Annotated in this window: 19 protein-coding genes and 1 riboswitch; of the genes, 7 read left to right on the top strand and 12 right to left on the bottom strand. The window is 38.8% G+C overall.

The features are described from left to right. Nucleotides 1–4: 4 nt before the first annotated feature. Nucleotides 5–3,544 carry a transcription-repair coupling factor gene (mfd, locus tag IGK82_RS00950; RefSeq protein ID WP_002379220.1) on the bottom strand — a complete coding sequence of 1,180 codons (3,540 nt, stop codon included), beginning with the start codon at nucleotides 3,542–3,544 and terminating at the stop codon, nucleotides 5–7. A gap of 19 nt (nucleotides 3,545–3,563) precedes the next feature. Next, nucleotides 3,564–4,130: an aminoacyl-tRNA hydrolase gene (gene pth, locus IGK82_RS00945; RefSeq protein ID WP_002379221.1), complete on the bottom strand. Its 567-nt coding sequence runs from the start codon at nucleotides 4,128–4,130 to the stop codon at nucleotides 3,564–3,566. Nucleotides 4,131–4,464: 334 nt separating this feature from the next. Between pth and IGK82_RS00940 the strand changes: the two genes are divergently transcribed. Next, nucleotides 4,465–5,448 (top strand): L-lactate dehydrogenase, encoded by a 984-nt coding sequence (locus IGK82_RS00940; RefSeq protein ID WP_002356251.1) that lies wholly within the window; start codon nucleotides 4,465–4,467, stop codon nucleotides 5,446–5,448. A 226-nt stretch (nucleotides 5,449–5,674) separates the two neighbouring features. Here the strand turns inward: IGK82_RS00940 and IGK82_RS00935 are convergent, their stop codons facing one another. The 5 genes from IGK82_RS00935 to IGK82_RS00915 all read right to left on the bottom strand — a co-directional run bounded on the left by IGK82_RS00935 (nucleotide 5,675) and on the right by IGK82_RS00915 (nucleotide 11,267). After that, a complete protein-coding gene (locus IGK82_RS00935) occupies nucleotides 5,675–7,165 on the bottom strand; it encodes an aldehyde dehydrogenase family protein (RefSeq protein ID WP_002361555.1) in 1,491 nt (496 codons plus the stop codon). A gap of 276 nt (nucleotides 7,166–7,441) precedes the next feature. Next, entirely contained in the window at nucleotides 7,442–8,953 is a 1,512-nt protein-coding gene (locus tag IGK82_RS00930; RefSeq protein WP_025191702.1) for a glucosaminidase domain-containing protein, read from the bottom strand. 227 nt (nucleotides 8,954–9,180) lie between these two features. Beyond that, on the bottom strand, nucleotides 9,181–9,693 hold the full coding sequence (locus IGK82_RS00925; RefSeq protein WP_002356248.1) for a transcription repressor NadR: 513 nt from the start codon (nucleotides 9,691–9,693) through the stop codon (nucleotides 9,181–9,183). A 10-nt stretch (nucleotides 9,694–9,703) separates the two neighbouring features. Further along, nucleotides 9,704–10,549, bottom strand: a complete 846-nt coding sequence (locus IGK82_RS00920) for a chorismate mutase (protein WP_002363448.1) — start codon at nucleotides 10,547–10,549, stop codon at nucleotides 9,704–9,706. 4 nt (nucleotides 10,550–10,553) lie between these two features. After that, nucleotides 10,554–11,267, bottom strand: a complete 714-nt coding sequence (locus IGK82_RS00915) for an NAD-dependent protein deacylase (RefSeq protein WP_016622144.1) — start codon at nucleotides 11,265–11,267, stop codon at nucleotides 10,554–10,556. Between the two features lie 172 nt (nucleotides 11,268–11,439). On the opposite strand from IGK82_RS00915, the gene IGK82_RS00910 reads away from it, so the two are divergent. The 3 genes from IGK82_RS00910 to IGK82_RS00900 all read left to right on the top strand — a co-directional run bounded on the left by IGK82_RS00910 (nucleotide 11,440) and on the right by IGK82_RS00900 (nucleotide 14,630). Further along, on the top strand, nucleotides 11,440–11,736 hold the full coding sequence (locus IGK82_RS00910; RefSeq protein ID WP_002356244.1) for a hypothetical protein: 297 nt from the start codon (nucleotides 11,440–11,442) through the stop codon (nucleotides 11,734–11,736). A gap of 189 nt (nucleotides 11,737–11,925) precedes the next feature. Beyond that, nucleotides 11,926–12,100, top strand: a riboswitch (Lysine riboswitch). Between the two features lie 194 nt (nucleotides 12,101–12,294). Beyond that, the gene (locus tag IGK82_RS00905; protein ID WP_002381368.1) at nucleotides 12,295–13,878 is read left to right on the top strand and encodes an ABC transporter substrate-binding protein/permease; all 1,584 of its coding nucleotides are present in this window, start codon (nucleotides 12,295–12,297) and stop codon (nucleotides 13,876–13,878) included. Between the two features lie 11 nt (nucleotides 13,879–13,889). Continuing rightward, nucleotides 13,890–14,630: an amino acid ABC transporter ATP-binding protein gene (locus tag IGK82_RS00900; protein WP_002356242.1), complete on the top strand. Its 741-nt coding sequence runs from the start codon at nucleotides 13,890–13,892 to the stop codon at nucleotides 14,628–14,630. Nucleotides 14,631–14,674: 44 nt separating this feature from the next. On the opposite strand, the gene IGK82_RS00895 is transcribed toward IGK82_RS00900, so the two are convergent. Further along, nucleotides 14,675–15,259: a TIGR00730 family Rossman fold protein gene (locus IGK82_RS00895; RefSeq protein ID WP_002383869.1), complete on the bottom strand. Its 585-nt coding sequence runs from the start codon at nucleotides 15,257–15,259 to the stop codon at nucleotides 14,675–14,677. A gap of 173 nt (nucleotides 15,260–15,432) precedes the next feature. Here IGK82_RS00895 and IGK82_RS00890 point away from each other — a divergent pair, with 173 nt between their 5' ends. The 3 genes from IGK82_RS00890 (at nucleotide 15,433) to IGK82_RS00880 (ending at nucleotide 17,814) form a co-directional block, all read left to right on the top strand. After that, a complete protein-coding gene (locus tag IGK82_RS00890) occupies nucleotides 15,433–15,924 on the top strand; it encodes a GNAT family N-acetyltransferase (RefSeq protein WP_010709145.1) in 492 nt (163 codons plus the stop codon). Between the two features lie 90 nt (nucleotides 15,925–16,014). Continuing rightward, the gene (gene brnQ / locus IGK82_RS00885) at nucleotides 16,015–17,370 is read left to right on the top strand and encodes a branched-chain amino acid transport system II carrier protein (protein WP_002356239.1); all 1,356 of its coding nucleotides are present in this window, start codon (nucleotides 16,015–16,017) and stop codon (nucleotides 17,368–17,370) included. Between the two features lie 132 nt (nucleotides 17,371–17,502). Continuing rightward, nucleotides 17,503–17,814: a heavy metal-binding domain-containing protein gene (locus IGK82_RS00880; protein WP_002381365.1), complete on the top strand. Its 312-nt coding sequence runs from the start codon at nucleotides 17,503–17,505 to the stop codon at nucleotides 17,812–17,814. Between the two features lie 50 nt (nucleotides 17,815–17,864). Here IGK82_RS00880 and truA read toward each other — a convergent pair whose 3' ends face one another. From truA to IGK82_RS00860, 4 genes are read right to left on the bottom strand one after another with little or no spacing between them, the layout of a single operon-like run. Further along, nucleotides 17,865–18,614, bottom strand: a complete 750-nt coding sequence (truA, locus tag IGK82_RS00875; RefSeq protein ID WP_002356237.1) for a tRNA pseudouridine(38-40) synthase TruA — start codon at nucleotides 18,612–18,614, stop codon at nucleotides 17,865–17,867. An 18-nt stretch (nucleotides 18,615–18,632) separates the two neighbouring features. Continuing rightward, complete coding sequence (locus tag IGK82_RS00870; RefSeq protein ID WP_002373841.1) at nucleotides 18,633–19,430, bottom strand: energy-coupling factor transporter transmembrane component T family protein; 798 nt, start codon at nucleotides 19,428–19,430, stop codon at nucleotides 18,633–18,635. Further along, complete coding sequence (locus IGK82_RS00865) at nucleotides 19,427–20,296, bottom strand: energy-coupling factor ABC transporter ATP-binding protein (protein ID WP_002381364.1); 870 nt, start codon at nucleotides 20,294–20,296, stop codon at nucleotides 19,427–19,429. Before IGK82_RS00865 ends, IGK82_RS00870 begins: the two co-directional genes overlap by 4 nt. Next, a complete protein-coding gene (locus IGK82_RS00860; RefSeq protein WP_002359354.1) occupies nucleotides 20,272–21,111 on the bottom strand; it encodes an energy-coupling factor ABC transporter ATP-binding protein in 840 nt (279 codons plus the stop codon). Before IGK82_RS00860 ends, IGK82_RS00865 begins: the two co-directional genes overlap by 25 nt. Nucleotides 21,112–21,311: the final 200 nt, after the last annotated feature.

Genomic DNA, 21,311 nt, shown 5'->3' with positions numbered 1-21,311 from the left:
CCTTTTAAAGGGAATCCGTTCCTTGCGAATGTTTGTATTTTTCTTGTCGCAATGCGGTTGTAAAAGCAGCAATTTCTTGAATCCAAACAGCTTCTTTACAATCTTTCGGCAACTTCAAGGAAATAGTCATTTGTTCTTTCTCAACTGCTAGATCCGCTTTTAAGCTGGTTGCCGATAACGCTTCAAACAACTGCTCCACAGAGTATGTTTTTGTGCCAATTTTACTTAACACAAACTTGACTTTTTGATCGCGTTTACGAATACTTTCTAACAAGGCACGGTCGCCATCCATTTTGATACGGCCAGTGGTTAATAAATGCGCCACTTCGTCAGGATACTCTCCAAAGCGGTCTAACAAGTCCGCTTCTAATTCTTCGTACATATCCATATTTTCTAATTGACGAATCCGTTTATAAATTTCAATTTTTTGTCGTTCGTCTGTAATGTACGTTCCTGGAATATAAGCATCAATGCCCAAATCAATTTCAACAGACGTTTTTTGGTCTTGGATATTTTTTCCTTGTTTACGAGCAACTGCCTCAGATAACATCTGTGAGTACATATCAAACCCAACCGAATCAATGAAGCCATGTTGTTGGGCACCAAGAAGGTTTCCGGCCCCTCGAATGGAAAGGTCACGCATCGCAATTTTGAACCCAGAACCTAATTCCGTAAAGTCTTTAATTGCTTCTAAACGTTTCTCACTAACTTCGTTTAGGATTTTTTGCTGTTCGTACATAAAATAAGCATAGGCCACTCGATTGCTACGCCCCACACGACCACGTAATTGATACAACGTAGATAAGCCCATGTAGTCCGCATTTTCTACAAACAAGGTATTAGCATTAGGAATATCTACTCCTGTTTCAATAATTGTTGTAGTGACTAATATATCATATTGTCCTTCAATAAAATCAAACAAAGTATTCTCCAGTTGTACTTCTGTCATTTGACCATGTGCATACGCAATTCGTGCATCTGGAACTAGTGCTTGTAACTCTTCAACTTTTCGTTCAATCGTATCTACTCGATTGTATAAATAAAAGACTTGACCATCTCGGGCCATTTCTCGCTCAATCGCTTCCCGAATCGCCCCAGGATTATTTTCCATGACATACGTTTGGATCGGATAACGATTCTCTGGTGGGGTTTCGATGACGGATAAATCACGGACACCTAACATTGACATATGAAGGGTCCTTGGGATTGGCGTTGCTGTTAACGTCAAGACATCCACTTGTGAACGCAATTGTTTTAGTCGTTCTTTATGTTTCACTCCAAACCGTTGTTCCTCATCAATAATCAACAAGCCTAAATCACTAAAATTAATATCTTGCGACAATAAACGATGGGTACCAATCACAATATCTACTTGGCCATGTTTAATTTTTTCAATTGTTTCATTTTGCTGTTTTTTCGTGCGGAAACGACTTAATAAACCAATTTCTACAGGAAAGCCCTCAAACCGCTCTTGAATCGTTTCGTAATGTTGTTGCGCTAAAATAGTTGTTGGCACTAAAAAGGCAACCTGTTTATTGTTGCTAACAGCTTTGAAAGCCGCTCGTAAAGCCACTTCTGTTTTACCAAACCCTACATCGCCAACTAACAAACGATCCATTGGTCGAGATTTTTCCATGTCGTGTTTAATTTCGGCGGCACTACGTAATTGATCATCTGTTTCAGAATACGGAAAAGCCTCTTCAAATTCTTTTTGATACGCATCATCTGGCGGAAAAGCATAGCCTTTTTCCGACTCTCTTGTCGCATAAAGTAAGATTAAATCATCCGCGATATCTTCAATTTTCGAAGCAACTTTTCGTTTAGTTTTCGTCCATTCACTGCCGCCTAGCTTGTTAATTTTCGGCGTTTTAGACTCGGAAGCAACGAACTTTTGAATCAAGTTCAATTGTGTTACTGGAATAAATAACTTGTCATCATTTTGGTACAAGATAGTCATGTAATCTTGATGGACCCCATCAACTTCTAAGGTTTCCATACCAATATATTTACCAATCCCGTGATTCGCATGAACGACATAATCGCCCGTTTTTAAGTCGCTATAACTTTTCAAACGTTCCGCATTAGAGATTGTTTGACGACGTGCCCGTTTTTTGGTCGTTGTATGAAAAATTTCTTTTTCCGTAATCGCCACGAGCTTGTTTTTAGGCAATTCAAACCCTGTTTGTAATGCCCCTTGGACAATTTGGACATGCCCATCTAACAACTGATCCCAATTGCTTACTACGCTAGGTATGTCAAAGTCCTGAAATAGCTCTTCGACTTTTTGAATCCGTTCTTTCGTAGGAACAAAAACAACGACCGTTTGGTTTTGCTTTTGCCAACGGTCCACTTCCGCTTTTAGCAACGGCATTTGACCGAAGAATTGTTGCATTGAACGATATTGGAAATTATGGACTTCTTGGAAACGAAGATTCCCCATTCCTTTTTGAAAAAGTGAAAAGAAGGTCGTATTTCGTGCAGTTTTTCGCAATTGATCATGAAAGTCTACGCCAAAAGTTTGTTCAGAAAACACGCGCATTTCTTCAATTTTCAGGGTTTGCCATTCCGCTTCCTCTCTAGCGATTTCTCGCTCCGTTTCCATCATACGAGAATAATCATCCACAAAAAGCAAACTATTTTCTGGTAAATAATCTAACAGCGTAGTTTTTTGTTGGTACAGAAAATCTGTATAATAGTGAGCATTTTCTGTAGGAATCCCTTGTTCCCAAGAAGACAGCAACTGACCAAAATATTCTTCTAAAAAATCGGTCTCCGTTTGATCTTTAGCTGTCGCTAAACGTTTTTCTAGAGCATCTTGTAACCTCGTCATGCCATGATTCATATCTGCCTTTGAGAATACTAAATCAGTCATTGGTGAAATCGTTACTTCTTCAAGATTTTCTAATGAACGTTGGGTATCTGCTTCAAAATAACGGATTGAGTCAATTTCAACATCAAACAGTTCCACCCGAACAGGGTATTCGGCATTTAGCGGATAGACATCAACAATGCTTCCGCGAATACTAAATTCGCCAGGCTTTCCGACCATTGCTTGGCGTTCATAGCCCATTAACACTAAGCGTTGCGCGAGGATCTCAGGTTCTACTTCTGTCCCGATTTCCCAATAAAGTTGCGCATTTTGCCACGTTTCTTTCGTTGGCAAATATTTTCGTAGTCCAGCTACTGGTACGACCACGATTCCTGCATTCGCTGTCATCAGGAAATTTAACGCACTCACTCGATCTGCGCGCGCTTCTGGTGAAGAAAAGGCCATTTCGGCGGATAACACTTCATCTACTGGAAATAGATGAACTTGTTCTGAAGGTAAAATATTTAAAAAATCATCTACTAATTGATTGGCATAGTATAGGTTTGGGACCGCAATAACAATTTTTTGATGCGTCTTTTGTAAAGCGCCTGCCATCAGTAATGTTTTAGCAGAGCCTGATAACCCAGTAATTAGTTGGCGCGTTCCTGTTGTCATTAGTTGACTGCGCCATGATTTAGCAATTTCTGTTTGGCTAATTCGTTCGATAATATTCAAACAAGGGCCCTCCTTTCTGCTATTTTCCATTAAATTGATTCATTGTTTCAACAAACGTATGTCCTTCGCATGCATATAAAGCGGCATCGGCTGCTTTTTTTACAGCAAGTAACATCTCTTCGTGTGTTTCTTTGGGAAAAGTACTTAGTACATGGTGGATAACTGTATCATTTTTTGAGGGCCGACCAATGCCAATTTTAATTCTAGGAAAGACATTTGTTCCTAAATGGGCAATCAGACTTTTTATCCCATTGTGGCCGCCAGCACTACCTTTTTGCCGTAAACGAATTTTACCGATCTCTAAGTCTAAGTCATCATAAATAACAATCAAATCTTCCTCATCTACCCCAAAGTAGGTCAACAACGGACCAACAGAGCGACCTGATTCATTCATAAATGTTAATGGTTTCACTAACAATACTTTCTCAGTCCCTATAAAAAACTCTGCAATATCTGCTTCAAAATTACTATTATTAAACGAAACATTTTGCCGATACGCAATTTCATCTAGCGTAATAAAGCCAATGTTGTGTTTTGTTTCTTTGTATTTACTACCGGGATTTCCCAGTCCTACGATTACTTTCATCTTTCATTCTCCTTGGATTATAAGCTTGCCAACACAAAATGGCTGGGAAGCGTATGCGCTACCCAGTTTTATTCATTATACCATAGAAATAAAAAAACTCGCAGTCTTTGAAGATTAAGAAAGATGTAAAAAAATTTTTAGAAATTTAAATATGCGTAAGATAGTGAAATTACGCACATGTAAGAGCTACCATTTTGAAACAGGTCTGAAAACTGTATCATTTTTACAATCAAAGTTCGTGACATTTTTTACAAACCATGTTACTATCACTTTAGCAACAGGAAATAAAAACTCGTTGCTCACGAAAAAGAATGTAGAGGAAGGAATGGTACACATGACTGCAGCCGCAGGGAATAAAGATCACCAAAAAGTAATTTTAGTCGGGGACGGTGCCGTAGGTTCTAGCTATGCCTTTGCTTTAGTAACTCAGAATATTGCTCAAGAAGTTGGGATTATTGATATTAATGTACCAAAAACTGAAGGAGACGCGTTGGACTTATCTCACGCATTAGCATTTACTTCTCCTAAAAAAATCTATGCTGCTACTTATGACGATTGCCATGATGCAGACTTAGTTGTCTTAACAGCTGGTGCGCCTCAAAAACCAGGCGAAACTCGTTTAGACTTAGTTCATAAAAACTTGAAAATTAATAAAGAAATCGTTACAACAATTGTTGATTCTGGTTTCAACGGTATCTTCTTAGTTGCCGCAAACCCAGTTGATATTTTGACTTATTCAACTTGGAAATTCTCTGGCTTCCCGAAAGAACGAGTAATCGGTTCAGGAACTTCACTAGATTCTGCTCGTTTCCGTCAAGCAATTGCCGAATTAGTTGACGTTGATGCACGAAATGTCCATGCCTACATCTTAGGGGAACACGGAGATACAGAATTCCCAGTTTGGTCACATGCGAATGTCGCTGGCTTACAAATTTACGAATGGGTGAAAAATAATCCTGACGTCGATGAAGAAGCAATGGTTAATTTATTCTTCAACGTACGCGACGCTGCTTACACAATCATCGAGAAAAAAGGAGCTACTTTCTATGGAATCGCGGTTGCACTAGCGCGTATCACTAAAGCTATCCTAAACGATGAAAACTCTGTGTTACCATTATCTGTTTATTTAGAAGGTGAATATGGTCAAAACGATATTTATATCGGTGCACCAGCGATCATCAACCGCCAAGGAGTTAAACAAGTCATTGAAATTCCATTAACAGATGCTGAACAAGAAAAAATGGAAGCTTCTGCTTCTGCATTAAAAGAAGTTATTGAAACAGCTTTTGCTAAATTTGAAGCAGAAGAAGCAAAATAACTCCTTCTATAATAGTCGAAAATTTAAAACAACCAAGAGTGGCCACTATTGTTACTCCGCTTTAAAGCCTGGTACAAAAATCCAAAGTGATTTTTGCACCAGGCTTTACTTTTAATCTGTTTTACTTTACTCATCACTCAACTTTTTCAAAAAATTATTGTTTTGTTTAGCTCGAAAAATAACAATAACCAAAAATAAGTTTATTATCTAAAATTCACTACACTACTTAATACAGTCCGTCTGCTTCTTCTTTTGTCACAATGTAAATATTTTTCATTTGCGTGTAAGCATCTAGCATTGATTTATGCGTTTCTCGACCAATTCCTGATTTTTTATAACCGCCAAATGGCGCGCCCGCAGGCAATTGATTGTATGTGTTGACCCACATCCGACCTGTCCGTACACCACGAGCAACCCGTAATGCCACATTGATATCTTGAGAAAAGACGGCACCACCTAGACCATATTCAGAATCATTAGCTAAACGAATGACTTCTTCTTCCGTTTCAAATTTAATCACTGTTGCAACAGGACCAAAGATTTCTTCTTGGGCCACGCACATTGTATTCGTGCCATTCGCTAATAACGTAGGTGCTAAAAACGCCCCCTTGTCTAGCCCATTTTCTGTTAAACGTTGCCCACCAGTAATCAGTGTAGCTCCTTCCTTCACACCAATTTCGACATATTTTAAAATTTCTTCCAATTGATGCTCATTGATCTGAGCGCCCATTTCAACATCTTTTTCCCACGGGAAACCAACGTTCACTTGTTCAAACTTTTCCTTTAAAGCTTCTACAAATTGATCATAAATACCTGACTGAACGAACACACGAGACCCAGCACAACAAACTTGCCCTTGATTGAATAAAATCCCTAACTGCACGCCTTCTAATGCACGTTCCCAATTGGCATCTTCAAAAATAATGTTGGCTGATTTTCCGCCAAGTTCTAAAGTGGCTGGAATTAGGCGGTCGGCCGCAGCTTTAGCGACAGTGTACCCCACCTCTGTTGAACCTGTAAAAGCTAGCTTATCAAACCCTGGATGTGCCAACATATAATTTCCTGAATCAGAACCACGACCGGTGATTAAATTCACTACTCCTTTCGGCAAGACTTGATCAAAAATCTTAAACAATTCCAACAGACTTAATGATGTGCTCGAGGACGGATGAATCACAACCGTATTACCTGCTGCCAACGCTGGCGCTAATTTCCAAGCACCCATTAATAAGGGGAAATTCCACGGAATAATTTGACCCACAACACCAATGGGTTCTTTCACAACAATGGATAACGTATCCTTATCAAATTCTTTGACAGACCCTTCTTCTCCACGAATCACACTAGCAAAATACCGAAAATGGTCTGCACTGGCAGGGACATCAATCGATTGCGTTTCCCGAAGCGGTTTTCCATTATCTAAAGTCTCCACCATAGCCAAATGTTCTTGATTTTCTTCAATCAAATCAGCAATTTTCAACAAAAGATTGCTTCTTGTTACAACGTCAACATCTTTCCATGTCTGAAACGCTTCTTGGGCTGCTTCTACAGCTCGATCCACATCTGCATTTGTGGCATCTACAAATTCTGCTAATTTTTCACCATTACTAGGATTGTAACTAGCAATCATTTTGTTACCACTACCTGTTGTCCACTCTCCATTAATATACAATTGATAGCTACTGGCAACTACTTGATTTATTTCTTTTTTACTCATTTACCCACCTCTTTTTTTATTTTTGTATCCGCTTACAATTATAAGACATCTTCCACCTAAAAGTAAATGATTCTACCTAAAAAAAATATAGCTATCAGCGACTGTTGCTAACTCATCCCGACCTGAAACCTCCTGGCAATAACTGAATGTATTAAACTTTATTGGAGAGAACTTTTGCCACAAAAAAAGCTGGCACTGAAGAATTAAAATTGATTCTTCAGTTCCAACTTTGCTTTTTACAACTCATCCGTTCTTATTGACAAAGAGCTGATTTTTTTATTTATCTTTTGGAACGATATAGTTCATTAAATGTGTTTCATCAGCTGAGATTGTACGTGTCGAAACAACGTTTAATCCCTTCACGTTCATTTCAGAAATTAAGATGCTACCATCTTTAAAGACTTTTTCCACAAATGCGACATGACCATAAGTATTGTCTGCGCCTAAAACGCCAGCTGGGAAGGAAACCGCTGCGCCTGCTTTTGGTGTACGACTTACTTTGTACCCGCGTGCACGACCTGTTTCGCCCCAATCTTGACCATTCCCCATTGTTAAGTCCACACGTTTACCTAATTGCGTAATACGGTTGTAGACATATTGTGTACAGTTGCCCCAAGCATAACTATTAAAGGTGTCATAGTTTTTGCCATTATAGGCTGGGAAATTTGATTCCATTGGTTCAACGGTTGCTTTTTCTTTATCATAATAAGTTAAATCGTATGTTTTAATTAACGCATTTAATTTCTTATGGTAATCTTTGTCCGTTGCGTATTTTCCTGTTAGGAAACGTGTCGCTTCTTTGTATGATTTGGCTTCCGTTTTCCAGACACCATGATAGAAATCTTTATTGGAATCTAAACCATTTTTCAATAATTTCGCATAATCTTCCATTGATTCTTTATACGTTGGATATTGACGGAATTTTGCTTCTACTGTGTATAGGTTACCGAAACCATTGTCTTCATAGGTAATAAAAGAAACAGATTGACCTTTGTAATCGCCTTTAATACCAAACAAATTGTAGTTTGGTTTCTGGCTTAATTTACTATTGCCGCTGCCACTTTCTAAAATTGCTTGAGCAATCATCACACTAGCATATAAGTTTTTGTCCTTGGCCACTTTCCGAGCAGATTCCCCGATTTCTTGAATAAACTCTTCTGTCTTCTTCGTTTTGCTGACCGTAAACGTCTCATCGTCTTCCACTAACCCAACCGTTTCATTTGTAACTGGTGGGACTATTTCGGGCTGCGGTGTTGACGCTGCTGGTTGTTCTACTGGCTTTTCAGCTGGCGCTGTTGGTGTCACTGGTTTCGCCGGCTGTTTTGATTCAGAAGTACTCGTGCCAGGTTTTGGCTGTTCTTTAGAAGAACTTGGTGTGGTCGTCGGCGTGGTACTTGATTCAGTTGTACTTGTTGACGTAGAATCTGTGGTTGACTCTGTTGTACTCGTTGAGGTGGAGTCAGTAGTCGATTCTGTCGTACTTGTGGATGTTGAATCCGTTGTGGAATCTGTCGTTTCGGTTCCTGACGTTTCCGTGGACTCCGTGGTTGTAGATTCACTTGATTCGGTTGAACTTTCTGTTTCAGTCGTTGATTCTTCTGTCGCTTCTGTTGTTTCACTAGTCGCTGTCGTTTCAGTGGCTTCAGCAGTTGTTGCTTCTGCGGTTGTTTCTGCGACAGAACTATTTTCAGCTACCAAGTTATTACCTTCTGCAAATGCACCTACTGGCATTGATGAACCTAAAAGTAATAAGGTAGAGAACAGGGCAAATTGTTTTTTCATACTCATTCTCCTTTTTTATTTTTCTCCATTTATTTTTATGTACCAACATAATAATTGACATAGTTATTGTTTAAATGGCTCCTTTTTTAATAGTATACTGTTTCATAAAAAATTTCTAGCAAAAAGTTAAAAAAATAGAAGAAAATTCACAAATTCTTCTATCTTTTTTTGGTAATTTTCTAAGAAAAAAAAGAAAGGGCTTGAACAAACATCAACGTCCTCTCTTTTTCTCGTTATCCTTCAAACAAAATACTTTTTTTTCGAAGTGCCTCTTTGATTTCTTGGAAAGTTTCTTCGTCTGCACAGCGAATAGTATGCAGATGGACGCCTCCTGTTAAAACTGATAGTAATGTAGCATGCTCTTTTTGATACTTGTCCATAAATTTATCAATATCTTTCTCTGATTGAATGCGCAAACTGCCGATTAATTCCCCATAAAGCGGATGTGCAATACTCACATCTACCACTTCTCCACCTTTGGCAACAATGACTGACAATTCTTCTCTCGTTTGTTCAGGTGTATGTTGACAAGCAATTTTCCGTTCAATTCCTTCTAAAGGTTGTTCCAACATATACCCTCGAGCTGTTGCGACAATTTCGACCCCTGTCGCCCGTAATAGAGCGACATCTCCTACAATAATTTGTCTGCTGACATCAAAAGCTTTTGCAAAACGAGTGGCACTAATTGGCTTTTCGGTCTCTCTTAATCTTTTAACAATCTCTCTTCTTCTGATTTCTCCATCCACGACCTTCGCCTCACTCTCCTAAATGTTTTTCTTGGAAACGTTTAGAGGCGTCCATAATTCCCTGGAAAGTCTCAGATAATGTTTCTTCATACTCGGCATTTTCAACATGATTCAGAATAGTTTCTAATACTTGTTGTTCTCTTTCAGAATCAAAAACCGCATGACCTGCTTTCTTTTTCACTGCAGCAATCTCTGCGACGACGTCCATCCGCTGTTCTAATAAACGGACCAGTTCCTTATCGATTTGGTTAATCTTTGCTCGTTGTTGTTCTAAAGAAGTTGTTGGGGCGTCATCTTCAGTCAATTCTTTAATTATCCGTGCTGGATTACCTGCGATCACACAGTTTTCTGGAAACGATTTGGTCACAACAGCACCTGCTGCCACCACTACATTATCGCCTAATGTTACGCCAGGAAGGACAATCGCTCCACCGCCAATCCAAACATTGTTGCCAATGATAATTCGTTTCCCTGATTCCATTCCGCTATTACGCTTGGCTGCTTGTAATGGATGCTCGGCTGTATAAAGTTGCACATTGGGTCCAAACATACAGTTATCGCCAATTTCGATTGGACAAACATCTAAAAAAACGTTATTAAAATTGGCATAGAAATTTTTTCCCACAGAAATGTTGTAGCCATAATCAAATTGAATCATCGGTTCGATGTACGTCCCGACACCCACTTTTCCAAATGTTTCTTCTATTAATTGACGACGAATATAAGTGTCTGGTTGTTGGTTAATTAACGCCATTTGTTCACGGGCTTTTTTGCGATCAGCCACTAATTCAGGATCTGAGGCAAAATATAGTGCACCTGCGATCATTTTTTCTTTTTCTGATTTAAATTCTTCCATTCCGTTACTCCTTTATCGTTAATTCTGCAAATATCGTTTCGGCTTTCGCTTCTAAAAAATAATAAGGTTGTTGTAAAAATAGCGGCGTTTGATTAATGGCTAAAATAGCTGCCGTTGGTTGTTTATAATGAATCAAATCGCAAAATGGATGCACTTGAAAACTCGTGCCGACAATCACGATTAAGTCGGCAGAAGCAACGGCCTGAATGGCTTTTTCGATTGCCTCTTCGGATAGTCCTTCTTCATACAAAGTAATAGCTGGACGGATTTGTCCACGACAATCAGCGTGCCGATCACTAAGCAAATAGTCTTGCCAAGGAACCGTTGCACCACAAGTTTGGCAATAACATTCATATAAATTACCATGAAAGTCCACCACTTCTTGGCTACCTGCTTTTCGATGAAGCCCATCAATATTTTGTGAAACAATTTTTCCCCGTTTCATTTGCTCTAATTGTGCCATTTTCTGGTGAATGATATTAGGTTGTGCATCTGGATGATAGAGCGTTTTAACGAATTGATAAAACTTTTCTGGCTCTGTTTTTAAGCAAGTCCGGCTCAATAAGTATTCCGGTTGCTGGATTCCTTGATAGACACCTTTTAAGGAACGATAATCTGGCACACCTGAGGCTGTCGAGATACCCGCACCTGTTAAAAATGTGATTTTTTGTTGGGTTGCCAACCAATGAATTGCCTCGGCTTGCGTGATATCTTGCATATCGATTCAGCTCCTAATCTTCTATATTATAACGTATTTTAACATTAGCACCAAAAGTTTTTCCACTTTTTGAAAACTTCTTACCTATATATTGATTTATCTTGAAAGAGTTTGTGACAAATTTCTCAACTCGTGGTAAAATATGCATGAGTAAAAGTGAGGTGAAACAACAATGGTCGCATTTATTATTTATTGGGCTGCAATTATTGCCTGCATCGCTTGGGGCGTTTTAAGCATTTGGTTCTCTGTTTTTTATCTTTCTCGTAAAGAAAACGGAAATCTTTGGGCTTTTGCGTTCTTCAACGTTATCGCTATTATCGCCTTAGCAATTGTTTTATTAGTTTACAAAACTTGGGATTTCGGTATCTTAACTTACTCAAGTCTAATTTATACAATTTTAGCTTCTTTAGGTGTATTGACTGTTCTTCAAGCTATTTTAGGTCGTGAACCAAAAGCTGTCAAAGCTTAAGTAAAAAGCAACTGTTCCTTTAGGAATGGTTGCTTTTTTCGTATTAGTTTCTATTTCGTAGGGAAAATGTTACGCTAATTTCATGGTGTTTGTGTCCTCTTGATAAATTCCTTTGCTGGAACATATTGACTTTCTTCTGGATTTATCCTAAAATTAATAACTGAATTTAATAACTGAATAGTGCCTCAAAAAAGAGGTAGAGGTCGCGGTTTTTATTACGCTTGTGGAGTGAGAGGACACTGGGAAGCAAGTTTAGGATCAATCGCCGAAATGCATAACGGAGCCTCTTCTGTTGTGTGTTGGGACGTAAGTTAAGAGCTTGCGGACTGTCTTAGTAGTGATGCTAAGTTGTGCTATGTTTCGTTGAGGAATTTTTTTCGACATTACCTAGCAACCTTACATCTGTTTGGTTGTTTTTTTGTATTCAAAAATAGGTTGTGACAGAAGTATTCTCCTTTAAAAAGACAGAATCGCTTTTGCTCAGCTGATTATCAAAGCTTGTTGATTGAAAAAAGACAAAACGATCAATCAGACAAGAAATTTAAAGGAGAGAAAAAGATGAACAAAAAAGTTTTTTCATTCAGTCTACTACTTGTCACGCTATTTTCGTTACTTGGCATGACAACCAACGCTTCGGCGGAGGAAAATGGTGAATTTCGTGTCGGCATGGAAGCTGGCTACGCCCCTTTTAACTGGTCACAGAAAAATGACGCACATGGCGCAGTGCCTATTCAAGGCAACTCTTATGCAGGCGGCTATGATGTTCAAATTTCTAAAAAAATTGCCGATGGTTTAGGTCGTAAATTAGTAATCGTCCAAACCAAATGGGATGGCTTGGCGCCCGCCTTACAATCTGGAAAAATCGATGCCATTATCGCCGGAATGAGCCCAACCGCTGAACGAAAAAAAGAAATTGCTTTTACAAACCCTTATTATGAATCACAATTTGTCGTAATTGTAAAAAAAGATGGCAAATACGCTAATGCAAAAAGCTTGAAAGATTTAGCTGATGCTAAAATTACAGCTCAACTAAATACATTCCACTACGGATTAATTGATCAAATTCCAAATGTCAATAAACAGCAAGCAATGGATAACTTTTCAGCTATGCGAACAGCACTTGCTTCTGGCATGATTGATGGGTATGTTAGTGAACGCCCCGAAGGCATAACAGCAACTAGTGTCAATAAAGAATTAAAAATGTTAGAATTTCCAAAAGAAAATGGCTTTGATGCTAGCGCTGAAGACTCGCAAGTAGCAGTCGGCATGCGTAAAGGCGATCCAGACATTGAAAAAGTAAACAAAATTTTAGCAGGTATTTCTCAAGATGAACGGACAAAAATTATGGACCAAGCAATCAAGGATCAACCTGCAGCAACAGATAGTGATGAACAAAAAACAGGACTTATTAACGATTTCAAAAATATTTGGAATCAATATGGCGACATGTTTTTACGTGGTGCTGGTTTAACGCTATTTATCGCGTTAATTGGGACAGTTGTCGGAACAACCCTTGGTTTACTAATTGGTGTCTTCCGTACAATTCCAGATTCTGAAAACCCAGTCGCTCGTTTCTTCCAAAAATTAGGAAATTTAATTCTTTCTATATATATTGAAGTTTTCCGTGGTACACCAATGATGGTTCAAGCAATGGTTATTTTCTATGGTTTAGCTCTAGCTTTTGGCATCTCTTTAGACCGAACAGTGGCCGCATTATTTATCGTTTCTGTGAATACTGGTGCCTATATGTCTGAAATTGTTCGCGGAGGTATTTTCGCAGTAGATAAAGGACAATTCGAGGCAGCACAAGCGATTGGGATGACCCATGGACAAACAATGCGTAAAGTCGTTATTCCCCAAGTATTACGTAATATTTTACCTGCAACAGGGAATGAATTTGTCATTAATATCAAAGATACGGCCGTGTTAAGTGTTATCGGTGTTGCAGATTTATTCTTCCAAGGGAATGCTGCTTCTGGCGCAAACTTCCAGTTCTTCCAAACCTTTACAATTGTCGGCATCATGTACTTGGTAATGACTTTTGTGATCACACGAATCTTACGTGTTGTGGAACGTAAAATGGATGGCCCTTCTGCTTACGTTAAAGTAGAAGAATTAACTGAAGAAGGAAAAGAAAGCTAGGAGGCAAACAGATGAGTGCAATTATTGAAATTGAACATTTACGAAAAAGCTTTGGCGAAAACGAAGTATTAAAAGATATCAATATGAACGTCAACAAAGGAGAAGTTGTCACCATTATCGGTTCTTCTGGTTCTGGTAAATCAACGTTACTACGTTGTATCAATTTGTTAGAAAAACCAACAGATGGCAAAATCATCTATAATGGTAAAAATGTTTTAGAACGTGGTTATAGTTTGCCCAAATATCGGACCCATTTAGGCATGGTTTTCCAATCATTCAATTTATTTAATAACATGAATGTCTTAGAAAACTGTACTTCTGGTCAGATGACTGTCCTAAAAAGAAACAAAGAAGAAGCCAAAAAAATTGCCTTAGAAAATTTAGAAAAAGTTGGCATGGCTCGTTTTATTGATGCCAAACCTGCTCAATTATCTGGTGGACAAAAGCAACGGGTAGCCATTGCTCGAGCATTATCAATGGATCCAGATGTTTTACTTTTCGATGAACCAACTTCTGCATTGGATCCTGAAATGGTTGGCGAAGTGCTAAAAACGATGAAAAATCTTGCCCATACAGGGCTAACAATGGTGATTGTAACACATGAAATGGAATTTGCGCGGGACGTATCCGATCGTGTTATTTTCATGGATAAAGGTGTCATTGCCGAAGAAGGGACCGCTGAAGATATTTTTGTCCATCCAAAAGAAGCTCGGACAAAAGAGTTCTTACATCGGATTTTAACGAAAAACTAGTAAAAAAGAGGCAGTCATTCTGGTTAGAGTGACTGCCTCTTTTTTTATTTTTTGTATTGACGAATCATTGGCGGTTCATAAGAATCAATAAATGCACCAATTTCTTCTAAGGAATCTGAAATGAAAATTTTAGCTCGATCCGCTTCTGTTAAGAAACTAGTTTCTACCATTTTATCAAAAAAGGCAGCTAATAAGTCATAGTAACCATTCACATTGTATAAAATACAAGGATTCATATGTTCACCGACTCGGCCCCAAGAGATCACCTCGCTAATTTCTTCGAGTGTGCCGGGACCACCGGGTAAAGCTAAATACACATCTGCCAATTCAATCATCTTTTTCTTACGCGCATGCATATCACTGACTGTATGCATCTTTGTAATGCCATTATGTGCAATCTCTCGTTCCATTAAAAAAGTGGGCATGACACCAATTACCTCTCCACCTTCTGCTAAAAGCGTGTCAGCCACCGTACCCATTAGACCAACATTGCCACCGCCATAAACTAGATCATAGTGATTTTCTTTCATCCAAGCGGCTAACGCTACTGCAGCTTGCTGATAGATTGGCTCATTCCCCAGACTGGCGCCACAATATACTGCCATTTTTTTCACAAACATACCCTCCATTTAGATAGATTCTTTTTTACCATCTATCCTCTGGTAGCTATGGTAGCATATTTTGATTTTCTCGAAAAGGTGCAGCCATTTTTCTTTTCGTTTTAAAAGTATTTGAATTTTCAGACAATAAATGCTATAGTCTTTTTATATTTTAAAATTTCAGAAAAAGGAGCCCTATTATCTTGTCTACCTCACTCACTATTCGCTTAGTTGCCGAAGCAGATTGGCCCGCATTACATGCCTTGGACCAAATCATTTGGACAAAAAAGAATACCCCTGCCGAGATACAACCACTCTCGCTTACGGCATATCAGGAAAAAATGAAGGATGAAACGATTTTCGTTGCCATCAGCGGACAACAACTTGCTGGATTTATTGAAGTCCATCCGCCCACTTCGTTAGCAGCTCATCAAAAGCAATGGCTACTAAGTATTGGCGTTTCGCCAGATTTCCAAGGCCAAGGGATTGGTGGTTCTTTGTTGTCGTATGTCAAAGATATGGCCCAGATAAGCGGGATTCATAAGCTGAGTTTGCGAGTAATGGCTACCAATCAAGAAGCCATTCGATTCTATAAAAAACATGGTTTTGTGCAGGAAGCACATTTTAAAGAAGAATTTTATATAAACGGACACTATTGTGATGATTATCAGTATGCTTATTTCATAGAAAAATAAGAAAACCAATGTTTTCTATAAAAACTGGTTGCTCTCTGTTTCTTCTTCTGTTATTTTAAATAATAAGACAATATTAAGGAGTGTGAATCTATGCAAAAAAAGTTAGTTTGGCGTGATTATCTATACGTTGGTTCAATGTTATTCGGTTTGTTTTTCGGTGCTGGAAATTTAATTTTCCCTGTACATATGGGACAAGAAGCGGGGGCTTCCGTCTTTTTAGCAAACTTGGGCTTCTTAGCCACTGGAATTGGCTTACCTTTTCTTGGTGTCATTGCTATGGGTGTTTCTAAAAGTTCAGGTGTTTTTGACTTAGCTTCTCGGATTAATCGTCGTTATGCTCTTATTTTTACCTTACTATTATATTTAACGATTGGTCCTTTCTTTGCTTTACCAAGGTTAGCAACTACTTCTTTTGAGATTGGTCTTGCACCATTTGTTCCTAAAGACTTGCAATGGCTGGTTCTTGCTGGTTTTTCCGCATTATTTTTCTTAGCTGTTTGGCTCTTCTCTAGAAAGCCAAGTAAAATCTTAGATTATGTGGGTAAATTTTTAAATCCGTTATTTTTAGCATTGCTAGGAATTTTGATTGTTTTAGCCTTTGTAAAACCATTAGGTCATGTGGCCAGTGCCGCTGTTGGTGAAAATTATATTTCAAGTCCTTTTTTTAAAGGATTTACAGAAGGTTATAATACGTTGGATGCTTTAGCTTCATTAGCTTTTGGGATTGTTGTCGTTTCCACTTTACGAAATATGGGCGTCGAAAAACCAGGAGATATCGCTAAAGGAATGATTAAATCAGGTGCTTTCAGTGTTGTATTGATGGGGATTATCTATACCTTACTTGCTTATATGGGAACAATGAGTATCGGGGCTTTTCCAATCAGTGAAAACGGCGGGATTGCCTTAGCCCAAATTGCTAATTACTATTTAGGCCTACCAGGAAGTATTTTACTGGCTTTTATCGTAGTTCTTGCTTGTTTAAAAACCGGTATCGGCTTAAGCACAGCCTTTTCTGAGACTTTTGAAGAAATGTTTCCGAAAGTTTCCTATCAAAAATTCTTGGCAATTGTTGTTATTTTACCAGCTATTTTTGCAAATGTCGGCTTAACCAACATCATTCAATTTGCCGTTCCAGTCTTGATGTTCCTTTATCCATTGGCGATTACTTTAATGCTTTTGGTAATCATCAGTCCTATTTTCAAACATCGACGGGAAGTCTATCAAGCAACGACCTATATCACATTGATTGCTGCTGTTTTAGATGCATTAAATAGCTCCCCCGCCTTTATCAAAGATACGGCGTTTGTAACAACGCTTTTAGAAAAAGCCGGCCAATACTTACCATTGTTCACTATTGGCATGGGCTGGGTCGTTCCAGCAACGGTTGCTTTTCTAATTAGTTGGGTTTGGGTCATGATTTCTAAAAAAGATCCTATTCTTGATTAATTCTTACCAAAACGACACTAGAAAAAATGCGAAAGCGCATCTTTTCTAGTGTCGTTTTTATGTATATTCGTTGTACCAAACTCTTGACTATGGTAAATTGAAGTTACCAACAAGTACTGGAGGAAATTGCCCATGTTAGTTACAACAACCGAGAGAATTAGCGGTCAAGAATATGAAATTATTGGAGAAGTTTTCGGGTTAACCACACGTTCTAAAAATATGTTTAAAGATTTAGGTGCTGGACTAAAAAGCGTAGTTGGCGGTGAAATCAAAGGTTACACTGATATGCAACGAGAAGCACGCGACCAAGCAATCGAACGTTTAAAAGCAGAAGCCTCTAAATTAGGTGCAGATGCCGTTGTGATGATGCGTTTTGATTCTGGCACAATTGGCACAGACATGCAATCTGTCGTGGCTTACGGAACAGCTGTTAAATACATCTAAATTTTGCAACTAAAAAGACGCAGACCTTTTCTTGTAAGGTCTGCGTCTTTTTAGTTTTCATATTTCACTTCTGCTAAATACAATCCTTCTGGATGAGCAGTCGGACCTGCTAAATTTCGATCTTTGGCTGCGATAATTGCTGGAATCGCGGTTGGTTCCAGCCGCCCATTGCCGATTTTCAATAGCGTACCAACTAAAATCCGAATCATTTTGTACAAGAAACCATCGCCCCGAAAAGTGAATGTTAATTCATCCCCCGTTTCATTGACATGAACACTGGCTTCATGAATAGTTCGGACTTTATCTTCTACCGAACTTCCTGAGGCACAGAAAGAGGTAAAATCATGGGTGCCTAATAAATCAGGCAAAGCTTGTTGGATTTTTTCGAGATCAATGGGATACGGAAAATAACTAGCATAAAAACGTCGAAATGGACTTCGCGGTTTGCCAATATCCACTTTAAATTGATAGGTTTTTTCGATCACGTGATAACGTGCATGAAAGTCTTCTGAAACACGTTCCACGCTGCGCACAGCAATGTCTTCTGGTGTTTGTGTGTCTAACGCAAAGCGCATTTTTTCCAACGGACGTTCCTGCGGATAATCAAAGTGAATCACTTGGCCCATTGCATGAACACCTGCATCTGTTCGTCCTGAACCAAAAACCGTCACGGAGTGTCCGTTATTCATGCGTGCTAACGTTTTTTCTATTTCTTCTTGAACGGTACGCTCATTAGGCTGCTTTTGAAAGCCATGAAAATGAGTGCCATCATAGGCAATGATTGCTTTATAGCGGGGCATAATTTTTCTTCACCTTTTCTAAGTTCTTAATACAAATAAGCCAATGGTTAACAAGACAAAGCCAAACATTACTATTGTATCTCGTAGGTGCCAATGAAGAATGCGGTATTTTGTCCGTCCTTCGCCACCTTGATAACCTCTTGCTTCCATGGCAGTCGCTAAGTCTTCCGCACGATTAAAACTACTTACGAAAAGCGGAATTAAAAGTGGAACAATAGCTTTCATTTTTTGAAGTAAGTTTCCTTCACCAAAATCAACACCACGGGCACGTTGGGCATTCATAATCTTTTCCGTTTCATCCATTAATGTTGGGACAAAACGTAAGGCAATTGATAACATCAATGAAACTTCATGAACTGGAAATTTCACCACACGAAGTGGGCGTAACAAATATTCAATCGCATCTGATAACTCTAATGGTGCCGTCGTTAAAGTTAATAACGTTGACATGAAAATAATTAAAACAAAACGACAGAAAATAAACAGCCCATTCGTCACACCAAACTGGGTAATGGAAATAATTCCCCACTGAAAGTACACCTCTCCCCCTTGTGTAAACAAGGTTTGAAGAGCCACAGTAAACAGAATTAGCCATAATAATGGCCGAACACCGCGGATAAAGAAGCGGGCGCTGATTTTTGATAATGAAATAGCAAAAGCAGTAAAGGCTGCTATTAAAACATAACTCTGCCAATTATTTGCTAAAAAGATAATTCCAATAAAATAAAAACTAGCTAATAATTTTGCGCGCGGATCTAAACGATGGATAAAAGAATCACCTGGAATATAGCGCCCAAAAATCAATTTATTCATCATTTTGCCTCACCTGCTTCCTGCATTTTTTTCAGAAGCTGATCGGCTAATTGATCGGCCGTTAATGGTAATTGCTCAAAAGAAAAGCCTTTTGCCACTAATTTTTCAGCAAATTCGGCTGCAGTTGGCACGCCTAATTGTTTTTCTTTCAGCCATTGTGTCTCTTGAAACACTTCTTGTGGTGCTCCCGCTCGGACGATTTGTCCTTTTTCTAAAACAATCACATGATCTGCGTAATTAGCCACGTCATCCATCAAATGTGTCACTAAAACGATGGTCATATTATGTTCCTTATGCAGACGACTAAACATCTCCATCATTTCTTTACGACCCTTAGGATCCAAACCAGCAGTCGGTTCGTCTAATACTAAGACTTCTGGTTCCATCGCTAGCACACCAGCAATTGCGACACGGCGCATTTGACCACCTGATAACTCAAACGGAGAGTGTTGTAAGTATTTTTCATCTAAGCCGACTAAATCAAGCATTTTCTTAGCTAATTTTTTCGCTTCTTCGTCTGAAACACCAAAGTTTTTCGGTCCGAAAGCGATGTCTCGCTCCACTGTTTCTTCAAACAATTGTGCTTCTGGAAATTGAAAAACGATCCCAACTTTTTTACGAATTGGTTTTAAATTCTTATTATCAGTTTCTGGCGTAATTACACGCTCTCCAATTGTCACTTGGCCTTTAGTTGGTTTCACCAAAGCATTCAAATGTTGTAATAACGTTGATTTGCCACTGCCAGTATGACCGACAATCGCTGTATAAGAGCCGTCTTGAATCGTTAAATTAATATCGAATAATGCCCGTTGCTCAAAAGGAGTATTGGGTTGGTAAGTAAAATCTACTTGTTTAAAACGGATGTCCATAACCAATCCACCATCCCTTCTTCTGTTAAATAATTCGTTGGCACAACAACGCCACGCTCTTTCAAAGCTACTTTTAATTTTTCAGGAAACGGTAAATCCAAGCCCATTTCAACAAGCGCTTCTCCTGCAGAAAAAATCTTTTCTGGTGTTCCCTCGTTTGTCAATTGTCCTTGGCGCATCACTAAAATACGATTCGCATTAGCCGCTTCATCAATATCGTGGGTAATAGAAATAACTGTTAAATTGCTTTCTTCTTTAATCTTTTGAATGGTAGCAATTACTTCTGCACGACCTTCTGGATCTAACATACTTGTCGCTTCGTCTAAAATAATAATATCTGGTCGCAAAGCAACCACACCAGCGATAGCTACTCGTTGTTTTTGGCCGCCAGATAGCCGAGCAGGTTCTCGCTTGGCAAAATCTAACATACGAACCCGTTCTAATGCATCGTGAACACGTTCGACCATTTCATCACGCGGAATACCTTGATTTTCTAAACCAAAAGCCACATCGTCTTCGACTGTTGAACCGACAAATTGGTTATCTGGATTCTGAAAGACCATTCCTACCATACGCCGGATATCCCAGACGTTTGCTTCATTTAATTCTTTGCCGCCAACTTTGATAGTCCCAGCAGCTGGCAGTAACAGCCCATTGATCGTTTTGGCTAACGTTGATTTACCAGAACCATTATGGCCAATAATAGCGACCCATTCGCCTTGTTGAATGGAAAAAGACACATCTTTTAAAGCGGGAGAAGCATCTTCTGGTTGATAATTAAATTGGATATTATTTAGTTCAATGATTGGTTGCATCGCGTACTCCCTCAATCTATTTATTCTTTCTAACACTACCAAAAAAGTAGCGTTTTTTCAATCATCTGTTCTGATTCTTCACACTATTTTTTATTATACCAAAAGAACGGTCATTATGGGAGCTCTTATCTGTCTTGACAGGTCTATTTTTCATAAAAATAACTTCTTGTTCTCATAAAACAAGAAGTTACTGATTTTTT

Origin of the sequence: Enterococcus sp. AZ197 (genome assembly GCF_050556405.1) — a bacterium.
Classification (GTDB): Bacteria; Bacillota; Bacilli; order Lactobacillales; family Enterococcaceae; genus Enterococcus; species Enterococcus faecalis.
This window is presented reverse-complemented; position numbering and strand designations above follow the sequence as displayed.

Excerpts from the sequence above, each read along its gene's own strand:
- IGK82_RS00905 (WP_002381368.1), top strand. The coding sequence starts at position 12,295 with ATGAACAAAAAAGTTTTTTCATTCAGTCTACTACTTGTCACGCTATTT.
- IGK82_RS00880 (WP_002381365.1), top strand. The coding sequence starts at position 17,503 with ATGTTAGTTACAACAACCGAGAGAATTAGCGGTCAAGAATATGAAATT.
- IGK82_RS00930 (WP_025191702.1), bottom strand. The coding sequence starts at position 8,953 with ATGAGTATGAAAAAACAATTTGCCCTGTTCTCTACCTTATTACTTTTA.
- IGK82_RS00870 (WP_002373841.1), bottom strand. The coding sequence starts at position 19,430 with ATGATGAATAAATTGATTTTTGGGCGCTATATTCCAGGTGATTCTTTT.
- IGK82_RS00920 (WP_002363448.1), bottom strand. The coding sequence starts at position 10,549 with ATGGAAGAATTTAAATCAGAAAAAGAAAAAATGATCGCAGGTGCACTA.
- IGK82_RS00910 (WP_002356244.1), top strand. The coding sequence starts at position 11,440 with ATGGTCGCATTTATTATTTATTGGGCTGCAATTATTGCCTGCATCGCT.
- IGK82_RS00915 (WP_016622144.1), bottom strand. The coding sequence starts at position 11,267 with ATGCAAGATATCACGCAAGCCGAGGCAATTCATTGGTTGGCAACCCAA.
- truA (WP_002356237.1), bottom strand. The coding sequence starts at position 18,614 with ATGCCCCGCTATAAAGCAATCATTGCCTATGATGGCACTCATTTTCAT.
- IGK82_RS00900 (WP_002356242.1), top strand. The coding sequence starts at position 13,890 with ATGAGTGCAATTATTGAAATTGAACATTTACGAAAAAGCTTTGGCGAA.
- IGK82_RS00895 (WP_002383869.1), bottom strand. The coding sequence starts at position 15,259 with ATGGAGGGTATGTTTGTGAAAAAAATGGCAGTATATTGTGGCGCCAGT.
- brnQ (WP_002356239.1), top strand. The coding sequence starts at position 16,015 with ATGCAAAAAAAGTTAGTTTGGCGTGATTATCTATACGTTGGTTCAATG.
- IGK82_RS00865 (WP_002381364.1), bottom strand. The coding sequence starts at position 20,296 with ATGGACATCCGTTTTAAACAAGTAGATTTTACTTACCAACCCAATACT.
- IGK82_RS00935 (WP_002361555.1), bottom strand. The coding sequence starts at position 7,165 with ATGAGTAAAAAAGAAATAAATCAAGTAGTTGCCAGTAGCTATCAATTG.
- IGK82_RS00860 (WP_002359354.1), bottom strand. The coding sequence starts at position 21,111 with ATGCAACCAATCATTGAACTAAATAATATCCAATTTAATTATCAACCA.
- IGK82_RS00940 (WP_002356251.1), top strand. The coding sequence starts at position 4,465 with ATGACTGCAGCCGCAGGGAATAAAGATCACCAAAAAGTAATTTTAGTC.
- pth (WP_002379221.1), bottom strand. The coding sequence starts at position 4,130 with ATGAAAGTAATCGTAGGACTGGGAAATCCCGGTAGTAAATACAAAGAA.